At 71.5% G+C, this 16,713-nt stretch carries 14 protein-coding genes; 4 read left to right on the top strand and 10 right to left on the bottom strand.

Features of this window, described 5'->3' with window-relative positions; all coding sequences use genetic code 11:
* Positions 1 to 264: 264 nt before the first annotated feature.
* Positions 265 to 933 (bottom strand): TetR/AcrR family transcriptional regulator, encoded by a 669-nt coding sequence (locus SLV14N_RS28505; protein WP_208684713.1) that lies wholly within the window; start codon positions 931 to 933, stop codon positions 265 to 267.
* Positions 930 to 2,549, bottom strand: coding sequence for an MFS transporter (locus tag SLV14N_RS28500; protein ID WP_208684712.1), 1,620 nt, complete (start codon positions 2,547 to 2,549; stop codon positions 930 to 932). Before SLV14N_RS28500 ends, SLV14N_RS28505 begins: the two co-directional genes overlap by 4 nt.
* Positions 2,550 to 2,740: 191 nt before the next feature.
* Here SLV14N_RS28500 and panB point away from each other — a divergent pair, with 191 nt between their 5' ends.
* The 3 genes from panB (at position 2,741) to SLV14N_RS28485 (ending at position 6,171) form a co-directional block, all read left to right on the top strand.
* A complete protein-coding gene (gene panB, locus SLV14N_RS28495) occupies positions 2,741 to 3,601 on the top strand; it encodes a 3-methyl-2-oxobutanoate hydroxymethyltransferase (RefSeq protein WP_263271646.1) in 861 nt (286 codons plus the stop codon).
* A 714-nt stretch (positions 3,602 to 4,315) separates the two neighbouring features.
* Positions 4,316 to 5,344 carry an ATP-binding cassette domain-containing protein gene (locus tag SLV14N_RS28490; protein WP_263271645.1) on the top strand — a complete coding sequence of 343 codons (1,029 nt, stop codon included), beginning with the start codon at positions 4,316 to 4,318 and terminating at the stop codon, positions 5,342 to 5,344.
* Positions 5,341 to 6,171 (top strand): ABC transporter permease, encoded by an 831-nt coding sequence (locus SLV14N_RS28485; RefSeq protein ID WP_208684710.1) that lies wholly within the window; start codon positions 5,341 to 5,343, stop codon positions 6,169 to 6,171. The genes SLV14N_RS28490 and SLV14N_RS28485 overlap by 4 nt, the downstream gene beginning before the upstream one ends.
* Before the next feature lie 52 nt (positions 6,172 to 6,223).
* Here the strand turns inward: SLV14N_RS28485 and SLV14N_RS28480 are convergent, their stop codons facing one another.
* On the bottom strand, positions 6,224 to 9,754 hold the full coding sequence (locus SLV14N_RS28480) for a BTAD domain-containing putative transcriptional regulator (protein WP_263271644.1): 3,531 nt from the start codon (positions 9,752 to 9,754) through the stop codon (positions 6,224 to 6,226).
* 172 nt (positions 9,755 to 9,926) lie between these two features.
* Here SLV14N_RS28480 and SLV14N_RS28475 point away from each other — a divergent pair, with 172 nt between their 5' ends.
* A complete protein-coding gene (locus SLV14N_RS28475) occupies positions 9,927 to 10,733 on the top strand; it encodes a site-2 protease family protein (RefSeq protein WP_208684706.1) in 807 nt (268 codons plus the stop codon).
* 11 nt (positions 10,734 to 10,744) lie between these two features.
* On the opposite strand, the gene SLV14N_RS28470 is transcribed toward SLV14N_RS28475, so the two are convergent.
* The 7 genes from SLV14N_RS28470 to SLV14N_RS28440 form a co-directional block, all read right to left on the bottom strand.
* Positions 10,745 to 10,954 carry a hypothetical protein gene (locus SLV14N_RS28470; protein WP_018090190.1) on the bottom strand — a complete coding sequence of 70 codons (210 nt, stop codon included), beginning with the start codon at positions 10,952 to 10,954 and terminating at the stop codon, positions 10,745 to 10,747.
* Between the two features lie 91 nt (positions 10,955 to 11,045).
* Entirely contained in the window at positions 11,046 to 11,777 is a 732-nt protein-coding gene (gene npdG, locus SLV14N_RS28465; protein ID WP_263271643.1) for an NADPH-dependent F420 reductase, read from the bottom strand.
* 159 nt (positions 11,778 to 11,936) lie between these two features.
* Positions 11,937 to 12,785 (bottom strand): carbohydrate ABC transporter permease, encoded by an 849-nt coding sequence (locus SLV14N_RS28460; protein ID WP_263271642.1) that lies wholly within the window; start codon positions 12,783 to 12,785, stop codon positions 11,937 to 11,939.
* Positions 12,782 to 13,768, bottom strand: coding sequence for a carbohydrate ABC transporter permease (locus tag SLV14N_RS28455; RefSeq protein WP_259670553.1), 987 nt, complete (start codon positions 13,766 to 13,768; stop codon positions 12,782 to 12,784). Before SLV14N_RS28455 ends, SLV14N_RS28460 begins: the two co-directional genes overlap by 4 nt.
* Positions 13,765 to 15,093 (bottom strand): ABC transporter substrate-binding protein, encoded by a 1,329-nt coding sequence (locus SLV14N_RS28450; protein WP_208684700.1) that lies wholly within the window; start codon positions 15,091 to 15,093, stop codon positions 13,765 to 13,767. The genes SLV14N_RS28455 and SLV14N_RS28450 overlap by 4 nt, the downstream gene beginning before the upstream one ends.
* The gene (locus tag SLV14N_RS28445) at positions 15,090 to 15,665 is read right to left on the bottom strand and encodes a sialidase family protein (RefSeq protein WP_208684699.1); all 576 of its coding nucleotides are present in this window, start codon (positions 15,663 to 15,665) and stop codon (positions 15,090 to 15,092) included. The genes SLV14N_RS28450 and SLV14N_RS28445 overlap by 4 nt, the downstream gene beginning before the upstream one ends.
* A 237-nt stretch (positions 15,666 to 15,902) precedes the next feature.
* Entirely contained in the window at positions 15,903 to 16,589 is a 687-nt protein-coding gene (locus SLV14N_RS28440; RefSeq protein ID WP_259670552.1) for a FadR/GntR family transcriptional regulator, read from the bottom strand.
* Positions 16,590 to 16,713: the final 124 nt, after the last annotated feature.

The raw sequence follows: 16,713 nt of genomic DNA, 5'->3' as shown, positions 1-16,713 counted from the left end.
TGCGTCGCTGCGCCTCACCTGGATCTCCGACCCTAGGCGATGGTCCGTAATGGGCTTTCTTAGAAGTGAGGACGGCCCGGTGACGGGTCCGGGTTCCGGCCCCGGGGGTTGTGACATCGGCTGTGACAGAACGGGCATGATCCGGTCACACGGCGGAGCTTCGGGCGGCCTCCTCCAGCGAGCCCGCGCCTGTTCCCCAGTGGTTCCCCGGACCGTCCGACGGGAGCTGACGGAGCGTTCAACCCGGCACGGGTGCCGAGGTGTTCAGCCCGCCGTGCCCGCCGTGCCCGCCGCCGGCCGTACGCCCTCCAGGACCGTGTCGACGATGTCCGCCGAGAGCCCCTCGGGCAGTTCCTTCCACTCGTGGAGGAGCGCGCGGGAAAGCATCGGGCCGACGAAGAGATCGGCGAGCATCTCCAGATCCCGGTCGCCGCGGATCTCGCCGTTCGCCACCCCGCGCCGGAGCACCGCGAGCAGCGCCTCACGGCGCGCCCGTACCACCGTGTCGTGATATTCCGCCCACAGCTCGGGCTGCGCCTGGACATGGCTGACGACGCTGCGCAGCAGCGCGGAGCTGCGCTTGGCGAGTCCGCGGCGGCGCAGGAACTCCAGCAGCAAGACCAGGTCGTCGCGTACCGAGAGGCCGGCCGGCGGCGGGCTCGGCACGTCCAGGGACCGCATGACATCGAGCATCAGGGCGCTCTTGCCGGACCAGCGGCGGTAGACCGTGGCCTTGCCGACGCCCGCCTCGCGGGCGATGCGCTCCATGGACAACTCACCTATGGAGGCCCCGTCCTCGATCAGGCGGAGCACGGCCTCGATGATGGCGGAGTCGGCCGCGGCGCTGCGCGGCCGGCCGCGGCCCGCCGGTGCGGCCGGGCCCGGCCGCCCCTCGGCTGCCGCGCCCTCGGGGTCCTCCGCCGCCCGGCTCATCTCTCCACGCCCGCCTTCCGCTCTTCCTGGGGCTCCGCCGCCTGCGGCGCCGGTTCCATTTTGCCCGGCAGGAACAGCACGCTCACCAGGGCCCCGACCAGTGCGACGGCGGCCGAACCGAGCGCGGTGACGTGCATGGCGTGGATGAAGGCGTCATCGGCCGCGGCGGCCAGCGGCCGGCCGGCCGGGCCCATCCGGTCCGCGAGACCGAGGGTCGCCTCGATGGATTCACCGGCCGCGTGCCGGGTGGCGGCCGGCAGTCCCGGCACCGCGTCGAGGTGGTCCTCAATGCCGTTGCGGTAGCTCGTCGACAGCAGCGATCCGAGGACGGCGACGCCCAGGGTGCCGCCGACCTGCCGGAAGACGTTGTTGAGCGCCGACCCGGAGCCGGCCTTCTCGCGTGGCAGCGACTGCATGACCGCGACGGTGGCCGGCGGCATGATGTGCGCCATACCGGCACCCTGCAGGAAGAGCAGCGCCTCCATGATCCAGATGGGGGTGTCCTTGGTGAGCAGCAGCAGGCCCAGCATGGTGTCGGCCACCACGAACATGCTGAAGGTGCAGACCGCGCGGGAGCCGTAGCGGTCCACGGCCAGCCGGGCCCGCGGCGCGAAGAGCATCTGGGCGGCGGCCAGCGGCAGGAACAGCAGCCCGGCCTGCAGCGGGCTGTAGCCGCGCACGCTCTGGATGTAGAAGACGGCGAAGAACGAGACACCCATCAGCGCGAAGAAGACCAGCGCGATGGCGGCGATGGCGGCCGAGAAGGCGGGCGTGCGGAAGTAGCTGATGTCGATGGACGGATGGTCGCTGCGCTTCTGGTGGAGTACGAAGACGGTCAGCACCACCAGGCCGCCGACGACCGTGCCGACCACCTGCGGGTCGGTGAAGTCGGCGAGCTGGCCGCCCTTGATGATGCCGTAGACCAGCAGGACGAGCCCGACGACGGACAGCAGCACCCCGAAGGGGTCCATCCGGCCCGGGTGGGGGTCCTTGGAGTCGGGCACCAGAACCACCATCGCGACCAGCGAGAGCAGCACGATCGGGGCGTTGATCATGAAGACCGAGCCCCACCAGAAGTGGTCCAGCAGCAGCCCGCCGGCGATCGGGCCGACCGCGATGGCGATGCCCACCCCGCCGGCCCAGATGCCGATCGCCCGGGGCTGCTCGTCCCGCTCGAAGACGTTCATCAGGATGGCGAGGGTGGCGGGCATGACGAAGGCGCCGCCCAGGCCCATCACGGCACGGAAGACGATCAGCTCGGTGGGCGAGCCGGAGACCCCGGCCAGCACCGACCCGGCGCCGAAGACCGCCAGACCGAAGAGCAGCACCTTCTTGCGGCCGACACGGTCACCGAGCAGCCCCGCGGTGAACAGCAGGCCGGCGAAGACCAGGGTGTAGGAGTTGATCGCCCACTCCAGCTCGCTCTGTGTGGCGCCGAGGCCGACGGGGGCCGGGGTGGCGATCGTCTTCATGGCGACATTGAGGATCGAGTTGTCCAGCACCACGATCAGCAGGCTGAGCATGAGGGTGGACAGGATCGCCCAGCGGCGGCGGTGGATGCGGTCCGGGATCTGCCGGGCCGGCGGTGTGCCCGGGGCGGTGGGTGAGGTGGCCATGCCGCCACGATAGCCATTTTTCGATACGAACCCGTTCCGTATCGAATTTTTCCCCGGGCGCGCCCCTCCTCCGGGTGAACAAACCGGCTTGCCCCCGCTCCCTTTTCCTTTGTGCGCAGGCCGTGCCAGCATGGAGGGGAGTCCGGGGACACCGTCAGGGTGCCTCGAGATGATGAACAGGAGCCGTCACCATGACGCAGCTTTCGCCTGCCCAGAAGCCGGTCGACAAGTCGCTCTACGGAGGCACGGGGTCGCGCCGGGTCACCGTCCGCGATATCGCCGCCGCCAAGGAGCGCGGCGAGAAGTGGCCGATGCTCACCGCCTACGACGCGATGACCGCCTCCGTCTTCGACGAGTCCGGGATTCCCGTCCTGCTCGTCGGTGACTCGATGGGCAACTGCCACCTCGGCTACGAATCCACCGTGCCGGTCACCATGGACGAGATCACCCTGCTGTCCGCGGCGGTCGTCCGGGGCACCAAGCGCGCGCTGGTCATCGGCGATCTGCCGTTCGGCGCGTACCAGGAAGGGCCGGTGCAGGCGCTGCGCAACGCCACCCGGCTGGTGAAGGAAGCAGGAGTGGGCGCCGTCAAGCTGGAGGGCGGTGAGCGCTCCGCCGAGCAGGTGGAGCTGCTGGTCTCGTCCGGCATCCCGGTGATGGCGCACGTCGGGCTGACCCCGCAGTCGGTCAACGCCTTCGGCGGCTACCCCGTCCAGGGCCGCGGCGAGGAGGCGGCCCAGCAGTTGCTGCGGGACGCCAAGGCGGTGCAGGACGCCGGTGCGTTCGCGGTCGTTCTGGAGGCCGTACCCGCCGAGCTGGCCGCCGAGGTCACCCGTTCGCTCTACATCCCGACCGTCGGCATCGGCGCCGGCCTGGACTGCGACGCGCAGGTCCTGGTGTGGACCGACATGGCCGGCATGACCGCCGGCCGGGTGCCGCGTTTCGTCAAGCAGTACCTCGACATGCGGGCACTGCTCGGCGGGGCGGCGAAGGCGTTCGCGGAGGACGTCGTCGGCGGTGACTTCCCGGCGGAGGCCCACACCTTCCACTAATCGGCTGCGCTTTGCTTTCGGCCCACGTTTTCGGCTGACCCGCCGTGGTGGTTGTTCGCCGTTGCGGGTCCGCTGCGCGGGGCGTGGGCTCAGGTGACGCTTGCGGGTGCCTCGCCGTTGCCGCTCCGCTGCGCGGTGCCTCAGCTGATGCTTGCGGGTGCCTCGCCGTTGCCGCTCCGCTGCGCGGTGCCTCAGCTGATGCTTGCGGGTGCCTCGCCGTTGCGCCTGCGGCGGGCGGGTGGGTGTCGGGTGCGGTGACGGACCTCCGGGGCCTGGTGTGTGGACTGCTTCGCTTTACGTCCACACACCAGGCCCCTCCGGCCCGTCCCCTCCCGTTGGGGGAGTCAGTAACGGTGAGTGGGGGCGAGCGTCCGTAGACGCCGATTTCACTCCTGCTTCACGAGGAGCACCCGACCACCGACGACCACCCCCACCCACCGTTTCCCATCCCCCAACGGGAGGGGACGGGCCGGAGGGGGAGGGGTGTGGGACGTAAAGCGAAGCAGTCCCACACCCCTCCCCCGGAGGCCCGTCACCGCACCCCAACAGCCCCGCGCAGCGGACCCCGCCCGCCGCCAGGCGCAACGGCGGGACAGCCAAAAACGTGGGGCCGAAGGCAAAGCGCAGCGAACCGGCGGGGCAGCCGAAATCGCGGGAAGCAAGCTGTCGGAGACATGTCGGTGCCTTGTCGGCAGCCCCTGGCAGGGTATTGGCATGACGCGAAAGACGATATCCACCAAGGGCGGGAACGCCGTGGAGGTGCGCGGTCTGGTCAAGCACTTCGGCGCGGTCAAGGCCGTCGACGGGGTGGACCTGGACGTGAAGGAAGGCACCGTGCTCGGGGTGCTCGGCCCCAACGGTGCCGGCAAGACGACGCTCGTACGCTGCCTGTCCACCCTCCTGGTGCCGGACGCCGGCCGCGCCGTGGTGGCCGGCTTCGACGTGGTGCGCCAGCCCCGCGCGCTGCGCCGCACGATCGGCCTGACCGGGCAGTACGCCTCGGTCGACGAAAAGCTCTCCGGCTGGGAGAACCTCTACATGATCGGGCGGCTGCTCGATCTGTCCCGCAAGGACGCCCGCCGGCGCGCGGACGAGATGCTGGAGCGGTTCTCGCTGACCGAGGCCGCCAAGCGGCCCGCGGCCAAGTACTCCGGCGGGATGCGCCGCCGGCTCGACCTGGCCGCCTCGATGATCGGCCGGCCCTCGGTGCTCTTCCTGGACGAGCCGACCACCGGTCTGGACCCGCGCACCCGTAACGAGGTGTGGGACGAGGTCCAGCGGATGGTGCGCGAGGGCGCGACGGTGCTGCTGACCACCCAGTACATGGAAGAGGCCGAGCAGTTGGCCAACGAGCTGACGGTGGTCGACCGCGGACGGGTGATCGCCGAGGGCCGGGTCGACGAGCTGAAGGCCAAGGTCGGCGGGCGGACGCTGCAGATCCGGCCGTCGGACCACGGGGAGCTGGGCCGGGTGGCCGCCGCCATCGAGCAGGCCGGGCTGGACGGCATCGCGGGCGCCACGGCTGACCACGACGGGGGTGTGGTCAACGTACCGATCATCAGTGATGAGCAGCTGACCGAGGTGGTCGGTCTGCTCGGCCGCCAGGGCTTCGCGCTCGCCGGGATCAGCACCCATCTGCCCAGCCTGGACGAGGTGTTCCTGGCCATCACCGGCCAGAAGACCTCCGAGGCCGACACATCTGAGGACGACATGGAGCAGCAGTACGCGGAGGTGTCGGCATGACTGCCACCACCATGACGGCACCGCTCACCAAGCCCGGTGCCGACGAGGGCCGGATCGGTCTCCGCGCCAATCTGCGGCACATCGGCGCGCTGGTGCGGCGCAACGCCCTGCAGATCAAGCAGGATCCTGAGTCGATGTTCGATGTCCTGTTGATGCCGGTCATCTTCATCCTGCTGTTCACGTATGTCTTCGGCGGCGCCATCGCCGGCAAGGACAACCAGTCCGAATACATCCAGCGCCTGGTGCCCGGCATGATGGCGATGATGGGCATGAACATCGCCATGGCGGTGGGCATGGGCGTCAACGAGGACTTCCGCAAGGGCGTGATGGACCGCTTCCGGACGATGCCCATCGCCCGGTCCTCGGTCCTGATAGCGAAGATAGTCGTCGAGATCGGGCGGATGCTGATCGCCACCGCGATCCTGCTCGGTATGGGCTTCCTGCTCGGTCTGGAAATCCGCGGCAGCATCCTGGAGTTCCTCGGCGCGATCGTGCTGTCCACGGCCTTCGGCGCGGCACTGATGTGGATCTTCATCCTGCTGGGGCTCGCCGTACGGACCCCGCAGGCGGTCCAGGGCATGGCGATGGTGGTGCTGATGCCGCTGCAGTTCGGCTCGTCGATCTTCGCGCCGCCGACATCGATGCCCGGCTGGCTGGAGGGCTTCACCCAGGTCAATCCGGTATCCAACCTGGCGGACGCGGCCCGTGCGCTGATCAACGGCCAGGGCGCGGTGGCGCACCCGACACTGGTCACGCTCGGCTGGGCGGTCGCCATCACGGCCGTCACGATGCCGCTCGCGGTGTCGAAGTTCCGCAAGAAGACCTGACGCGCGTCCCGCGGGGGACTTCCCCGCGGGACGGCCTTTCGCCCGGCTCGCGTCAGATGAGGGCGGTGGCCTCTCCGAGCGAGAGGCCACCGCCTTCGGCGTGCGCACGGGCATACGCCGTATCGCCGATCAGCGCCCGCACCGCCGCCTCGGTACGGTCCCGGTCCCGGCGGACGAGCAGCGACGGCACCTGGCCGGCCGCCAGCAGCGCGTCGTACGCGCCCACCAGACGCGCCGCGTCCCGGCCCGCCTTCTCACCACGCTCCGCCATCAACACCCGTGCGCCGGTGAGGAGTTGCACCACCGGGAGGTCCGGCGCGACGATCTGCGCCATGGAGTCCTGCATCAGCTCCATGGACTGCCGGAACCTCGGCAGCATTCCCTCCCGGCGCCCCTCGTCCAACTCCAGCGAGATCGACAGCGCCTGCAGCATCCCGGCGAACAGGTCCGGGGCGCGCGAGGTGAACAGCTCCTGGACCCGCTGGAGTTCGGCGCGCGCCTCCTGGAGACGCCCCGTCGCCGACAGCCACATCGCGAGGGTCAGCCGCGCGAACGGCTCGGTGTCCCGGACGCTGTTGCCCTTCACGGCGTCGGCCAGCACCTCGCGCAGCATCCGCTCACCGGCCTCCGCCTGACCGTCCTCGATCAGCACGGCGCCCAGCCGGCAGCGCAGCAACAGGATCTGGCCGTGCGCCCCCAGGTCCTCGGCGTGCACCATCGCCGCCCGGTAGTCGTCCGCCGCCGCCCCGTACGCACCACGCTTCTCATGGCTCTCGCCACGCCCCGCCAGTGCCTCGGCCGCGCCCCAGGCGTCGCCGATCCGGAGGAAGAGCCGCAGCGCCTCGTCGGCATCGCGGGCCGCCTGCGCCAGTCCGCCGGGACGGTCGTTGAAGACCTTGGAGCGCAGCTGCAGGACGTAGGCCAGCTCCCAGTCGTAGCCGAAGTCGCGGCAGGCGCGCACCGCGCCGTCGACCAGCTCCGCCAGTTCGTCGAACTCCCCGGTGATCAGCACCGCGTAGTACCACATCACGCCGGGCACCTTGCAGGTCTGCGGCATACCGGAGCGGTAGGCGGTGAGCATCCCCGCCAGCTCGTCCTGCATCACCGGATCGCGCAGTGCCGCGATATCGCTGTCCCTGCTGGCGAGCGCGACCAGCCGGATCTCGCGGCGGGCCTCCAGCAGCTGCTCGGGAGCCATCGGAGGCGGCGCGTCGATGGGTCGCTCGTGCAGGTCGGGGGCGGGTTCGGCAGGCGCCGCAAAGGGGTTGGGGCCGAGCGCGGCGACCGCGGTCGCCCAGTGCCGGGCATCGCTGCGGTGATCCCGCAGCGACCAGAACCACTGCAGGGACAGCACCAGGCACAGCGCCTCGTGCTCGTCGTGGGCGGCGAGGGCGCGGCGCAGCGCGGTGCGCAGGTTGTCGTGCTCCAGCTCAAGCCGCTCCATACCGGCGCGCTGGCCCGGTCCGCGCAGCAACGGGTCGGTGGTACGGGCCAGTTCGCGGTAGGCGACGAGATGGCGGCGCTCGGCACCGGCGCGCTCCCCCGCCTCGTCCAGCCGCTCTCCGGCGTACTCCCCCACGGTCTCCAGCAGCCGGTAGCGCATCTGCCCGCCGGTGCCGGCAGCGCGGCCGGCACCACCCTCCTGTCCGGCCGGCGCCGCCACCACCAGCGACTTGTCGATCAGCGAGCCGAGCAGCCCGGCCACCTCGCGCCCGTCGACACCGTCGCCCGCGCACACCTCTTCCGCGGCGGCCAGATCACAGCCGCCGGCAAAGACGGACAGCCGCCGCAGCACGGCCCGTTCGGGCTCATCGGTCAGCTCCCAGGACCAGTCCACGACGGCGCGCAGCGTCTGCTGCCGGGGCAGCAGGGTCCGGCTGCCGCTGGTCAGCAGCCGGAACCGGTCGTCGAGACGGTCGGCCAGCTGCCTCGGCGAGAGCAACCGCAGCCGGGCGGCGGCGAGTTCGATGGCGAGCGGCAGCCCGTCCAGCCGGCGGCAGATCTCCGTACAGGCCGCCGGGTCGTCCTCGACCCGGAAGCCGGGCCGGGCGGCGGCCCCGCGGTCGGCGAGCAGCCGCAGCGCGACGGGGTCGGGCAGCGGCTCGACCGGCCGCAGCACCTCGCCCGGTACGGCCAGCGGCTCCCGGCTGGTGGCCAGCACCGTCACCCCGGGGCAGTCGGCCAGCAGCCGCTCGGCGAGCTCGGCGGCGGCGTCGATCACATGCTCGCAGTTGTCGAGGACGAGCAGCATCCGGCGTCCCGCGCAGTGCTCGGCGAGCCGGGCGAGCGGGTCCAGGGCGGTCGGGTCGGCGGCGGCGCGCAGCCCGTCCGCGGTGGTGCCGCGGACGACGGTCTCGCGGGCGCCGAGCGCGGTCAGCACCGCCTCGGGCACGGTCTGCGGATCGTCCACCGGCGCCAGCTCGGCCAGCCATACGCCGTGTGGCCAGGCGTCCGGCAGCGCGGCCGCGGCGGTCTCGGCGCCCTCCTGCGACAGCCGGGTCTTTCCGGCGCCGCCGGGTCCCAGCAGCGTCACCAGCCGGTGCGCGGCCAAGTCGGCGCGGATCGCCGCCAGATCGGTGTCCCGCCCGACGAAGGAGGTGAGCCGGGCACGGAGGTTGCCGGGGCGGGTGTGGGCGTGAGGGTGGGGGGTTTCGATGCTGGGGGTGCCGGGGCTGTGCGGGGTCCCGCAGCTGTGCGGGGTCCCGGAGCTGTACGGGGTACCGACGCCGTTCGCGGTCCCAGAGCTGTACGGGGTGCCGACGCCGTTCGCGGTCCCGGTGCCGTACGACGTGCCCGTGCCGTTCGGGGCGGGGGCCGCGGCCGGGGTGCCGGGTATCGGGGTCAGCGGCGGCCGATCCGTCGGCGGCGGCCGCAGCAGCTCCGCATGCAGGGTGCGCAGTTCCGGGCCCGGGTCGGCGCCGAGGCGTTCGGCGAGGCCGGTGCGTATCTCCTCGTAGGCCGCCAGGGCCTCCGCCGTGCGGCCGGCGGCGCGCAGGGCGTGCAGCCGCAGGGCCTGGAGGGGCTCGTCGAGGGGGTGGTCCTCGCACAGCGCGAGGAGGGTGGGCAGCGACTGGGTGGCCCGGCCGAGGGCGAGATCGGCGGCGATGCGGGTGCACTGGGCGTCCAGCCGGCGGCGCTCGGCGCGGGACGCCTCGACGCCCGCGTCCGGGAGGTCAGCGAGGGCCGGACCGCGCCAGAGCGCCAGGGCGTCGTCGAGCAGGGCGGCGGCACGGGCCGGGTCCGCGTCGCCCAGCGCCCGGCCGCCCTCCGCCGCGAGCCGTTCGAAGCGGTGCAGATCGACGGCGTCGGGCTCGGCACACAGCCGGTAGCCGCCGTCCACCGAGGCGATCGCGGCATGTCCCAGGGCGCGGCGCAGCCGGCCGACCAGCGCCTGCAGCGCACCGGCCGCGTCGGCGGGCGGTTCCGCGCCCCAGATGTCGCCGATCAGCAGTTCCGGGGACAGTGCCCGGCCGGGGCGCAGCGCGAGGGCGGCGAGCAGTGCACGCAGGCGTGCGCCGCCGAGGGCGACGGGGGTGCCGTCGGCCCGTCCGGCCTGGGTGGTGCCGAGAATTCCGTAATGCACCGGGCCATTGTCGTTCACGGTGGTACCCGGCAGGTATCGCGTTTCGTTTTCGGGGCACGGGGTCCGGGAGGAGGGGTCACGCGGACGAGCCGGTTCCGTGGGGGCCGTGCGCCGCGCGCCCTGTCGCGGTTACGGTCATGGCTGCCCCTCACCAACCTCGGGAGCCCGCACCATGACCACAGCAATCCGGCGCGCCGACCGTCGTGTCAGCCCGGTCTTCCTTGCGATTGTCGCCGTCATGGCGGTGTCGGGATGGGCCGTGTGGAGCGGGACGCTCGCGGCGAACGCCGGCGTCGCGGTGTTCTTCTTCGTGGTGTCCGGCTGGGTGGTCTCGCTGTGTCTGCACGAGTACGCACACGCCCGCACCGCGCTGCACAGCGGTGACATCTCGGTGGAGGCGAAGGGCTATCTGACCCTGAACCCGCTGAAGTACACCCATGCGCTGCTGAGCATCGTGCTGCCGGTGATCTTCGTGATCATGGGCGGGATCGGGCTGCCGGGCGGTGCGGTGTTCATCGAGCGCAGCCGGATCCGGGGGCGCTGGCGGCACAGCCTGATCTCGGCGGCCGGGCCGCTGACGAACATCCTGTTCGCGGCGGTGTGCACGGCGCCGTTCTGGCTGCACGCCCTGGCGGGCGTCCCGGCCACGTTCCGCTATGCGCTGGCCTTCCTCGCCCTGCTCCAGGTCACCGCCGCGATCTTGAACTTCCTGCCGGTGCCGGGGCTGGACGGCTACGGCGTGATCGAGCCGTGGCTGTCGCGGAAGCTGCGGCGGCAGGTGGAGCCGTTCGCGCCGTTCGGACTGCTGGCGGTCTTCGTCTTCCTGTGGGTGCCGGAGGTCAACCGGGTGTTCTTCGACCTGGTCGACGCGATCCTGCGCGGGCTGGGCGTCTCTGACCTGGAGACCTACATCGGGCAGGAGTACTTCCGCTTCTGGCAGGGCGAGCCGCAGCTCCCGCAGACCGGCGGTCTTCTCTGAGCTGACCGGCGTCAGCCGGCCGCCCCGGCCCGCTGCACCTTCGCCTTGCGTACGTAGAACCACGCCATGTTGCTGGAGATGCCCGCCAGCAGGATCCAGACGACGCCGAAGAAGCTGCCCTCGACGAAGGCGACGACGGCCGCGGCGACGGAGAGCACACACACGACGAGGGCCATCAGGGCGAGTCGCCGGGCCGGACCGGGCGGGGGCAAGAGGGACATGGGGGCGGCTCCTGTCGGGAGTGGTCGGACCTCCCCAGTGTCCCCCATGCCTGCGCTTCCCCCGCGCCCGCCCCGCCCCCGTCCCCGCCGCTCAGACGTCCGTGACCCGCAGCCCCGCGTGTGCCTTGTAGCGACGGTTGACCGAGATCAGGTTGGCGACCAGCGACTCGACCTGGTGGGCGTTGCGCAGCCGGCCGGCGAAGACGCCGCGCATACCGGGGATACGGGCGGCCAGCGCCTGCACGACATCGGTGTCGGCACGGGATTCGCCGAGCACCATCACATCGGTGTCGATCTCCTCGATCTCCGGGTCCTGGAGCAGCACCGCGGACAGATGGTGGAAGGCGGCGGTGACCCGGGCCCCGGGCAGCAGGGCCGCGGCCTGCTCGGCGGCGCTGCCCTCCTCCGGCTTGAGCGCGTAGGCGCCCTTCCTGTCGAAGCCGAGCGGGTTGACGCAGTCGATGACGAGCTTGCCGTCCAGCTCGTCGCCGAGCGCCTGCAGGGTCTTGGCGTGGCCGTCCCAGGGCACGGCGATGATCACGACATCGCTGCGCCGGGCGCATTCGGCGTTCTCCGCGCCCTCGATGCCCAGGCCGAGTTCCCCGGCGGCGGTCTGTGCGCGCTCGGCGGCCCGGGAGCCGATGATCACCTTCTGGCCGGCCCTGGCCAGCCGGTAGGCCAGGCCGCGGCCCTGGTCACCGGTGCCGCCGAGGACGCCGACCACCAGACCGGAGACGTCCGGGAGGTCCCAGGGGTCACGCTGGAGGGCGGCCTTCGCACGGGTTGCGGCGTTCGGGGACCGGGAATCGTCAGGAGTAGTCATGACAGCGATAGTGTCACGCCCCGACGGCGACCCGGTCATGCCCTCGACAGCAATCCGGGCCACGCCGTCACGGGCGGCCACACCTGCCGCCGCCGCGCCCCCGCCATCCCGTGACCGCGCCCCGTCACCCCCTCCCCCACACCACCCCTCGCCGCCTCGTCACGCCTTCACGCTGCCCTCCGTCAGCCCCGTACGCCAGTACCGCTGGAGCACCGTCATCAGCACCATCAGCGGCACCACGGACAGAAACGCACCGCCCACCGTGTACTGGTAGAGCACCGGTTGACGGTCGGCGTAGCCGGTCCAGGAGGTCAGGCCCAGCTGGATCGGATAGAGGCCGGAGTCCGAGAGCATCACCAGCGGCAGGAAGTAGTTGTTCCAGATGTGCACGAACTGGAACAGGAAGACGGTGACCAGCGCCGGGGTCATCAGCCGCAGCCCGAGTCCGCCGAAGATCCGGGCCTCGCCCGCGCCGTCGATCCGGGCCGCCTCCAGCAGCGAGTCGGGGACCGCGGCGGCCGCGTAGATCCGGCACAGATAGACGCCGAACGGGCTGACCATGCCGGGGATCAGCACCGCCCAGTAGGTGTTGGACAGGCCCATCGCGCTGAAGAGGAAGTAGAGCGGCAGGGCCAGCGCGGTGCCGGGGATCAGTACCCCGGCGAGCACCACGTTGAAGAGCACCTCCCGGCCGCGGAACGGGAATTTCGCCAGCGCATAGCCGGCCGCGGCGGACAGCAGGGTGGCGCAGACCGCGCCGGTCCCGGCGTAGAAGAGGGAGTTGGCGAACCAGCGGGCGTAGATGCCGTGGTCGTAGGTGAGGACGTCGACGAGGTGGCCGACGGGGTCCGGGTGGTCGGAGAACCAGAATCCGAAGGTGCCGAAGAGGTCGGCGCTGTTCTTGGTGGCGGAGACGGTCAGCCAGTAGACGGGGACCAGGAAGTAGAGCGCGGCAACGGTCAGCAGTGAGGCGGTGATGATCCGGTAGCGGACCGGGGGCCGGGTCATCCGCGCTCCTTGGTGCGTCCGCCGACCAGCCGCAGAAAGCCGAAGGACAGCACGCACGCCACCAGCGCGAGCAGGACCGCCTCGGCCGCCGCCGCATGCGGGTTGTTGCCGACGAACGCCTCGCTGTAGGCATGCAGGTTGGGGGTGAAGCCGGAGTCGATGGAGGAGGCCAGCGGGCGCAGCACCATGGGTTCGGCGAACAGCTGGAGGGTGCCGATGATGCTGAAGACACCGGTGAGCACCAGCGCCGGCCGGATCAGCGGGATCTTGAGGTACCGGGCGACCTGCCAGGCGTTCGCCCCGTCGATCCGGGCCGCCTCGTACAACTCCCCCGGTACGGCCTTGAGCTGGGCGATCAGCACCAGCATGTTGTAGCCGGTGAACTGCCAGGTCACGATGTTGGCGAGGGACCACAGGACGGTGCCGCGGGAGAGGAGGTCGAGGTCCCAGCCCACGGAGTCGGCGATCTTCACCAGCGGGCTGATGCCCGGTACGTACAGGAATCCCCAGAGGATCGAGGCGATCACGCCGGGCACGCCGTACGGCAGGAAGAAGGCGCTGCGGAAGAAGGGGACGGCGCGGGCGCTCGCGCTCTCCAGCAGCAGTGCCAGGGCGGTGGCGAGCACGATCATCAGCGGGATCTGGACGGCGCCGAAGAGCAGCACCCGGCCGAAGCCGGTCAGGAACCGGTCGTCGGAGAGGGCCTGGGCGTAGTTGGCGAGGCCGGCGAAGACCTCGCGTTCCTGGCCGCCGAGGCCGAGCGGGCCGGTCCGTTCGGTCGTGAACAGGCTCTGGTGGAGGGCATAGCCGATCGGGGCGAGGAAGCAGAGCGCGAAGAGGGCGAAGAAGGGCAGGACGAACGCGGCCGCGGCGCGGGCGTTGCGGGCCCTGGTGCGGGAGGCGCGGCGCCGGGGTCCGCGGGTGTCCCGGCGGGCCGGCCGCGGGGTGACCGGCTCCGGCCGGCTCAGGGTGTCCCGGCTCACCCGCCGCTCTCCACCTTCAGGCCCTTGCCCCTGAGGTCGGCGAGGGTCTGGCCCTGCACCTTCGTCAGGACCGAGCGGAAGGAACTGCCGTCGGCGAGCGCGTCGGTGAAGGCGTCGCCGAGGCGCTGGTAGAGGGTGTCCACGCCGGGCGCCCACCGCCAGCTGGTGTCGACGTGCGCACCGGCGTCCGCGAAGATCTTGCTGTACGCCTGCCCGCCGAAGAAGTCCTTGTCGACGTCGAGGTCCGTGGTCGCGTAGCCCTTCTTGGCGCTGGGGAAGCCGTAGCCGCCGTCGATCAGCAGCGCGATCGACTCCGGGTCGGTGTTGAGCCAGACGGCGAAGTCCAGGGCGTCCCTGGGGTAGCGGGCCTTGGCGAAGACCGCGGTGGTGGAGCCGCCCCAGTTGGCGAAGGCCTTTTCGCCCGCCTTCCACTGCGGCAGCGGTGCGGCCCGCCACTTCCCCTTGGTGCCCGGCGCATTGCCGACCAGCAGGGCGTCGCCCCAACTGGCGCCCACCCAGGCGGGGATGGCGCCGGTCTGCAGGTCCTTGTACCAGGCGTTCTGCCGGTCCGGGATGGTCTTGACGAGCTTCCGCCGGACCAGGGATTCCCAGTAGTCGGCGACCCTGCGGGTGGGTTCGTCGTCGAGGTGCACGATCCAGGTGTCGCCGTGCGTCGCGTACCACTTGGCGCCGGCCTGCCAGGCGAGGCCGGAGAAGCGGTTGCCGTTGGTGGGCGCGAAGGTCTCGATCCAGGCGCCCTTCTTGCGGACGGCCTTGGCGGCGGTCTCGTACTCGTCCCAGGTCCGCGGGACCGGCACCTCCCATTTGTCGAAGAGGTCCTGACGGAGGAACAGGCCCATCGGCCCGGAGGCCTGCGGGATGGCGTAGACGCTCTTGCCGAAGACGGACTGCTGCCACTGCCAGCCGGAGAATTTGCCCTTGTGGCGGGCGGCGCCGAGCGGGGCGAGGTCCAGCAGCCCGTTGTCGAGGAGAAAGCTGGGGACGACCGGGAACTCGATCTGGCCGAGGTCGGGCGGGTTGCCGGCCTTGATGGCGGCGTGCATCTTCGCGTACTGCTGGCCGTTGACGGCCGACACCTTCTCGACCTTGACCTGGACGTCCGGGTGCTTTCGGTTCCACAGGTCGACGGGCTTGTCGATGCCCGGCACCCAGGACCAGAAGGTCAGGCTGATCTTCTGCCCCTTCCTGCGCTCCTCGGGTGCCTGGCCGTCGTCGCCGTCGCCGCAGCCGGCGAGCGCGAAGCCGGCGGCGAGGGCGGCCGCCCCGCCCAGGACCGTTCTGCGGTGCATGGCGTTGCTGGTCATGTCGGCTCCTCCACGGGGATGCGGCGGAAGGTGATCGTCGAGTACGCGCTGAAGTCGCCCGTCTCGTGGAGCAGTCCGACGCTGTCCCGGTCGAGGCGGACGAGGTCGGAGCAGGCGGCCGGGAGCCCGCCGACGGTGTGCGCGGTGCGCCAGGTCAGGCCGCCGTCGCGGCGGGGTTCGGCGCCGCTGTCCTGGGTGTCGGTGGGCGGGGTGGAGTGGTTGGCGGGGACGAGCAGCCGACCGGCGTACCGGCCGTGGCGCAGCTGGAGCGCATGGCCGGGCCCGGTGGCGTACCACCGCCGCTGCGACAGCCTGGCCTGGTCGGTGATCTCGCGGGGCGGGCTCCAGCTCGCGCCGTTGTCGTCGCTGTGCTGGAGCCGTACCCGGCGGCCGTCGGCGGGCGGTACCCGGCCGCGGCGGATGCGGTCCTCGGTGGCGTCGGCGGCGGAGGAGACCCGGCCCTCGGCGAAGGCAAGGAGGTGCCCGGAGCGCGCCGGGACCACGGCGGGGATCCGGAAGCTGGTGTACCCCTCGGTCCCGGCCCGGTACGGCACTGAGCTCTCGTACGCCATGGGTCACCCCCAATGGGCAAGGACGTAGGATGTCCCTTGTCCTGCGGTGACCATAGGGAGTGCCCAACTAGCCGTCAAGACGCCCCACATGACACCTTTTCGTGTCGGCAACGGCATCGCCGACACCGGGTGAAATCCCGGTGAACGGGTTCGGCCACGCCCGCACCGGTGCCGCTACAGCAAGTTCGTTCACCCCGCGCCGGTGCCACTACGACGCACTGCCGCAGGCGGGTTACCTCACTGCTCGGCCAGCCGGCGCCGAATGCCGTCGAAGTGCCGGTGTATCGCCTCCACGGCGCGGTCACCGTCCCCGGCCTCCAGCGCCTCCACGATCTCCTGGTGCTGACGATGGGTCACCACCGGGTCGGGCCGGTCGTCGGAGAGGTCCTCCCGCACCCGGCGCAGCGCCGCCCAGAACGCGTCCAGCACCTCGCTCAGCAGATGGTTGCCCAGCGAGCGGTACAGGGCGAGATGGAAGGCCCGGTCGGTGGCGCTCTGCACCTGCCCGCCGCGCGCCTCCTCCGCCATCCGCTGCACCAGCCCCTTGAGGACGGCGAGATCCTCGGCGGGCAGATTGCGGGCGACGGCGCCGATCAGGCCCGCCTCCAGCGCCTCGCGGACCTCCATCAGCTCGTACAGGCTCGACTCGCCCTGGTGGTGCCGGACCGCGGCGCGGAAGGCGACGCCCTCGACGAACGGCTCCAGGGTGAGCGGGCCGACGTAGGTGCCGAAACCGTGCCGGATCTCGACGATGCGCATGGCCTGCAGCGCCTTGAGCGCCTCGCGCACCGAGTTGCGGCTGACGTCGAGCAGAGCGACCAGTTCGGCCTCGGTGGGCAGCGGATCGCCCGGCGTCAGCCTGCCCTGCAGGATCAACTGCTTGATCTGGGCCTGCACATCCTCGGACATCGTCCCTCGCGCCATGGAATCTCCCTCTCCCGCTCCCGCGTCTGCCTTGCCGCCGGCCCCTGCGCCACCTGCCCCGCCGTGACCGCGGATCCTTGACCGACCGCCTGTGAACAGGTCTATTGTGCTTGACATAGGACAT

The sequence above is a fragment of the Streptomyces sp. Je 1-4 4N24 genome (assembly GCF_026239515.1).
Lineage (GTDB): Bacteria > Actinomycetota > Actinomycetes > Streptomycetales > Streptomycetaceae > Streptomyces > Streptomyces nigrescens.
The sequence above is the reverse complement of the archived record's forward strand: the minus strand, read 5'-3'. Positions and strand labels throughout refer to the sequence as shown.

Excerpts from the sequence above, each read along its gene's own strand:
- SLV14N_RS28470 (WP_018090190.1), bottom strand. The coding sequence starts at position 10,954 with ATGTCCCTCTTGCCCCCGCCCGGTCCGGCCCGGCGACTCGCCCTGATG.
- SLV14N_RS28500 (WP_208684712.1), bottom strand. The coding sequence starts at position 2,549 with ATGGCCACCTCACCCACCGCCCCGGGCACACCGCCGGCCCGGCAGATC.
- SLV14N_RS28505 (WP_208684713.1), bottom strand. The coding sequence starts at position 933 with ATGAGCCGGGCGGCGGAGGACCCCGAGGGCGCGGCAGCCGAGGGGCGG.
- SLV14N_RS28490 (WP_263271645.1), top strand. The coding sequence starts at position 4,316 with ATGACGCGAAAGACGATATCCACCAAGGGCGGGAACGCCGTGGAGGTG.
- SLV14N_RS28485 (WP_208684710.1), top strand. The coding sequence starts at position 5,341 with ATGACTGCCACCACCATGACGGCACCGCTCACCAAGCCCGGTGCCGAC.
- SLV14N_RS28475 (WP_208684706.1), top strand. The coding sequence starts at position 9,927 with ATGACCACAGCAATCCGGCGCGCCGACCGTCGTGTCAGCCCGGTCTTC.
- SLV14N_RS28450 (WP_208684700.1), bottom strand. The coding sequence starts at position 15,093 with ATGACCAGCAACGCCATGCACCGCAGAACGGTCCTGGGCGGGGCGGCC.
- SLV14N_RS28440 (WP_259670552.1), bottom strand. The coding sequence starts at position 16,589 with ATGGCGCGAGGGACGATGTCCGAGGATGTGCAGGCCCAGATCAAGCAG.
- SLV14N_RS28445 (WP_208684699.1), bottom strand. The coding sequence starts at position 15,665 with ATGGCGTACGAGAGCTCAGTGCCGTACCGGGCCGGGACCGAGGGGTAC.
- npdG (WP_263271643.1), bottom strand. The coding sequence starts at position 11,777 with ATGACTACTCCTGACGATTCCCGGTCCCCGAACGCCGCAACCCGTGCG.
- SLV14N_RS28460 (WP_263271642.1), bottom strand. The coding sequence starts at position 12,785 with ATGACCCGGCCCCCGGTCCGCTACCGGATCATCACCGCCTCACTGCTG.
- panB (WP_263271646.1), top strand. The coding sequence starts at position 2,741 with ATGACGCAGCTTTCGCCTGCCCAGAAGCCGGTCGACAAGTCGCTCTAC.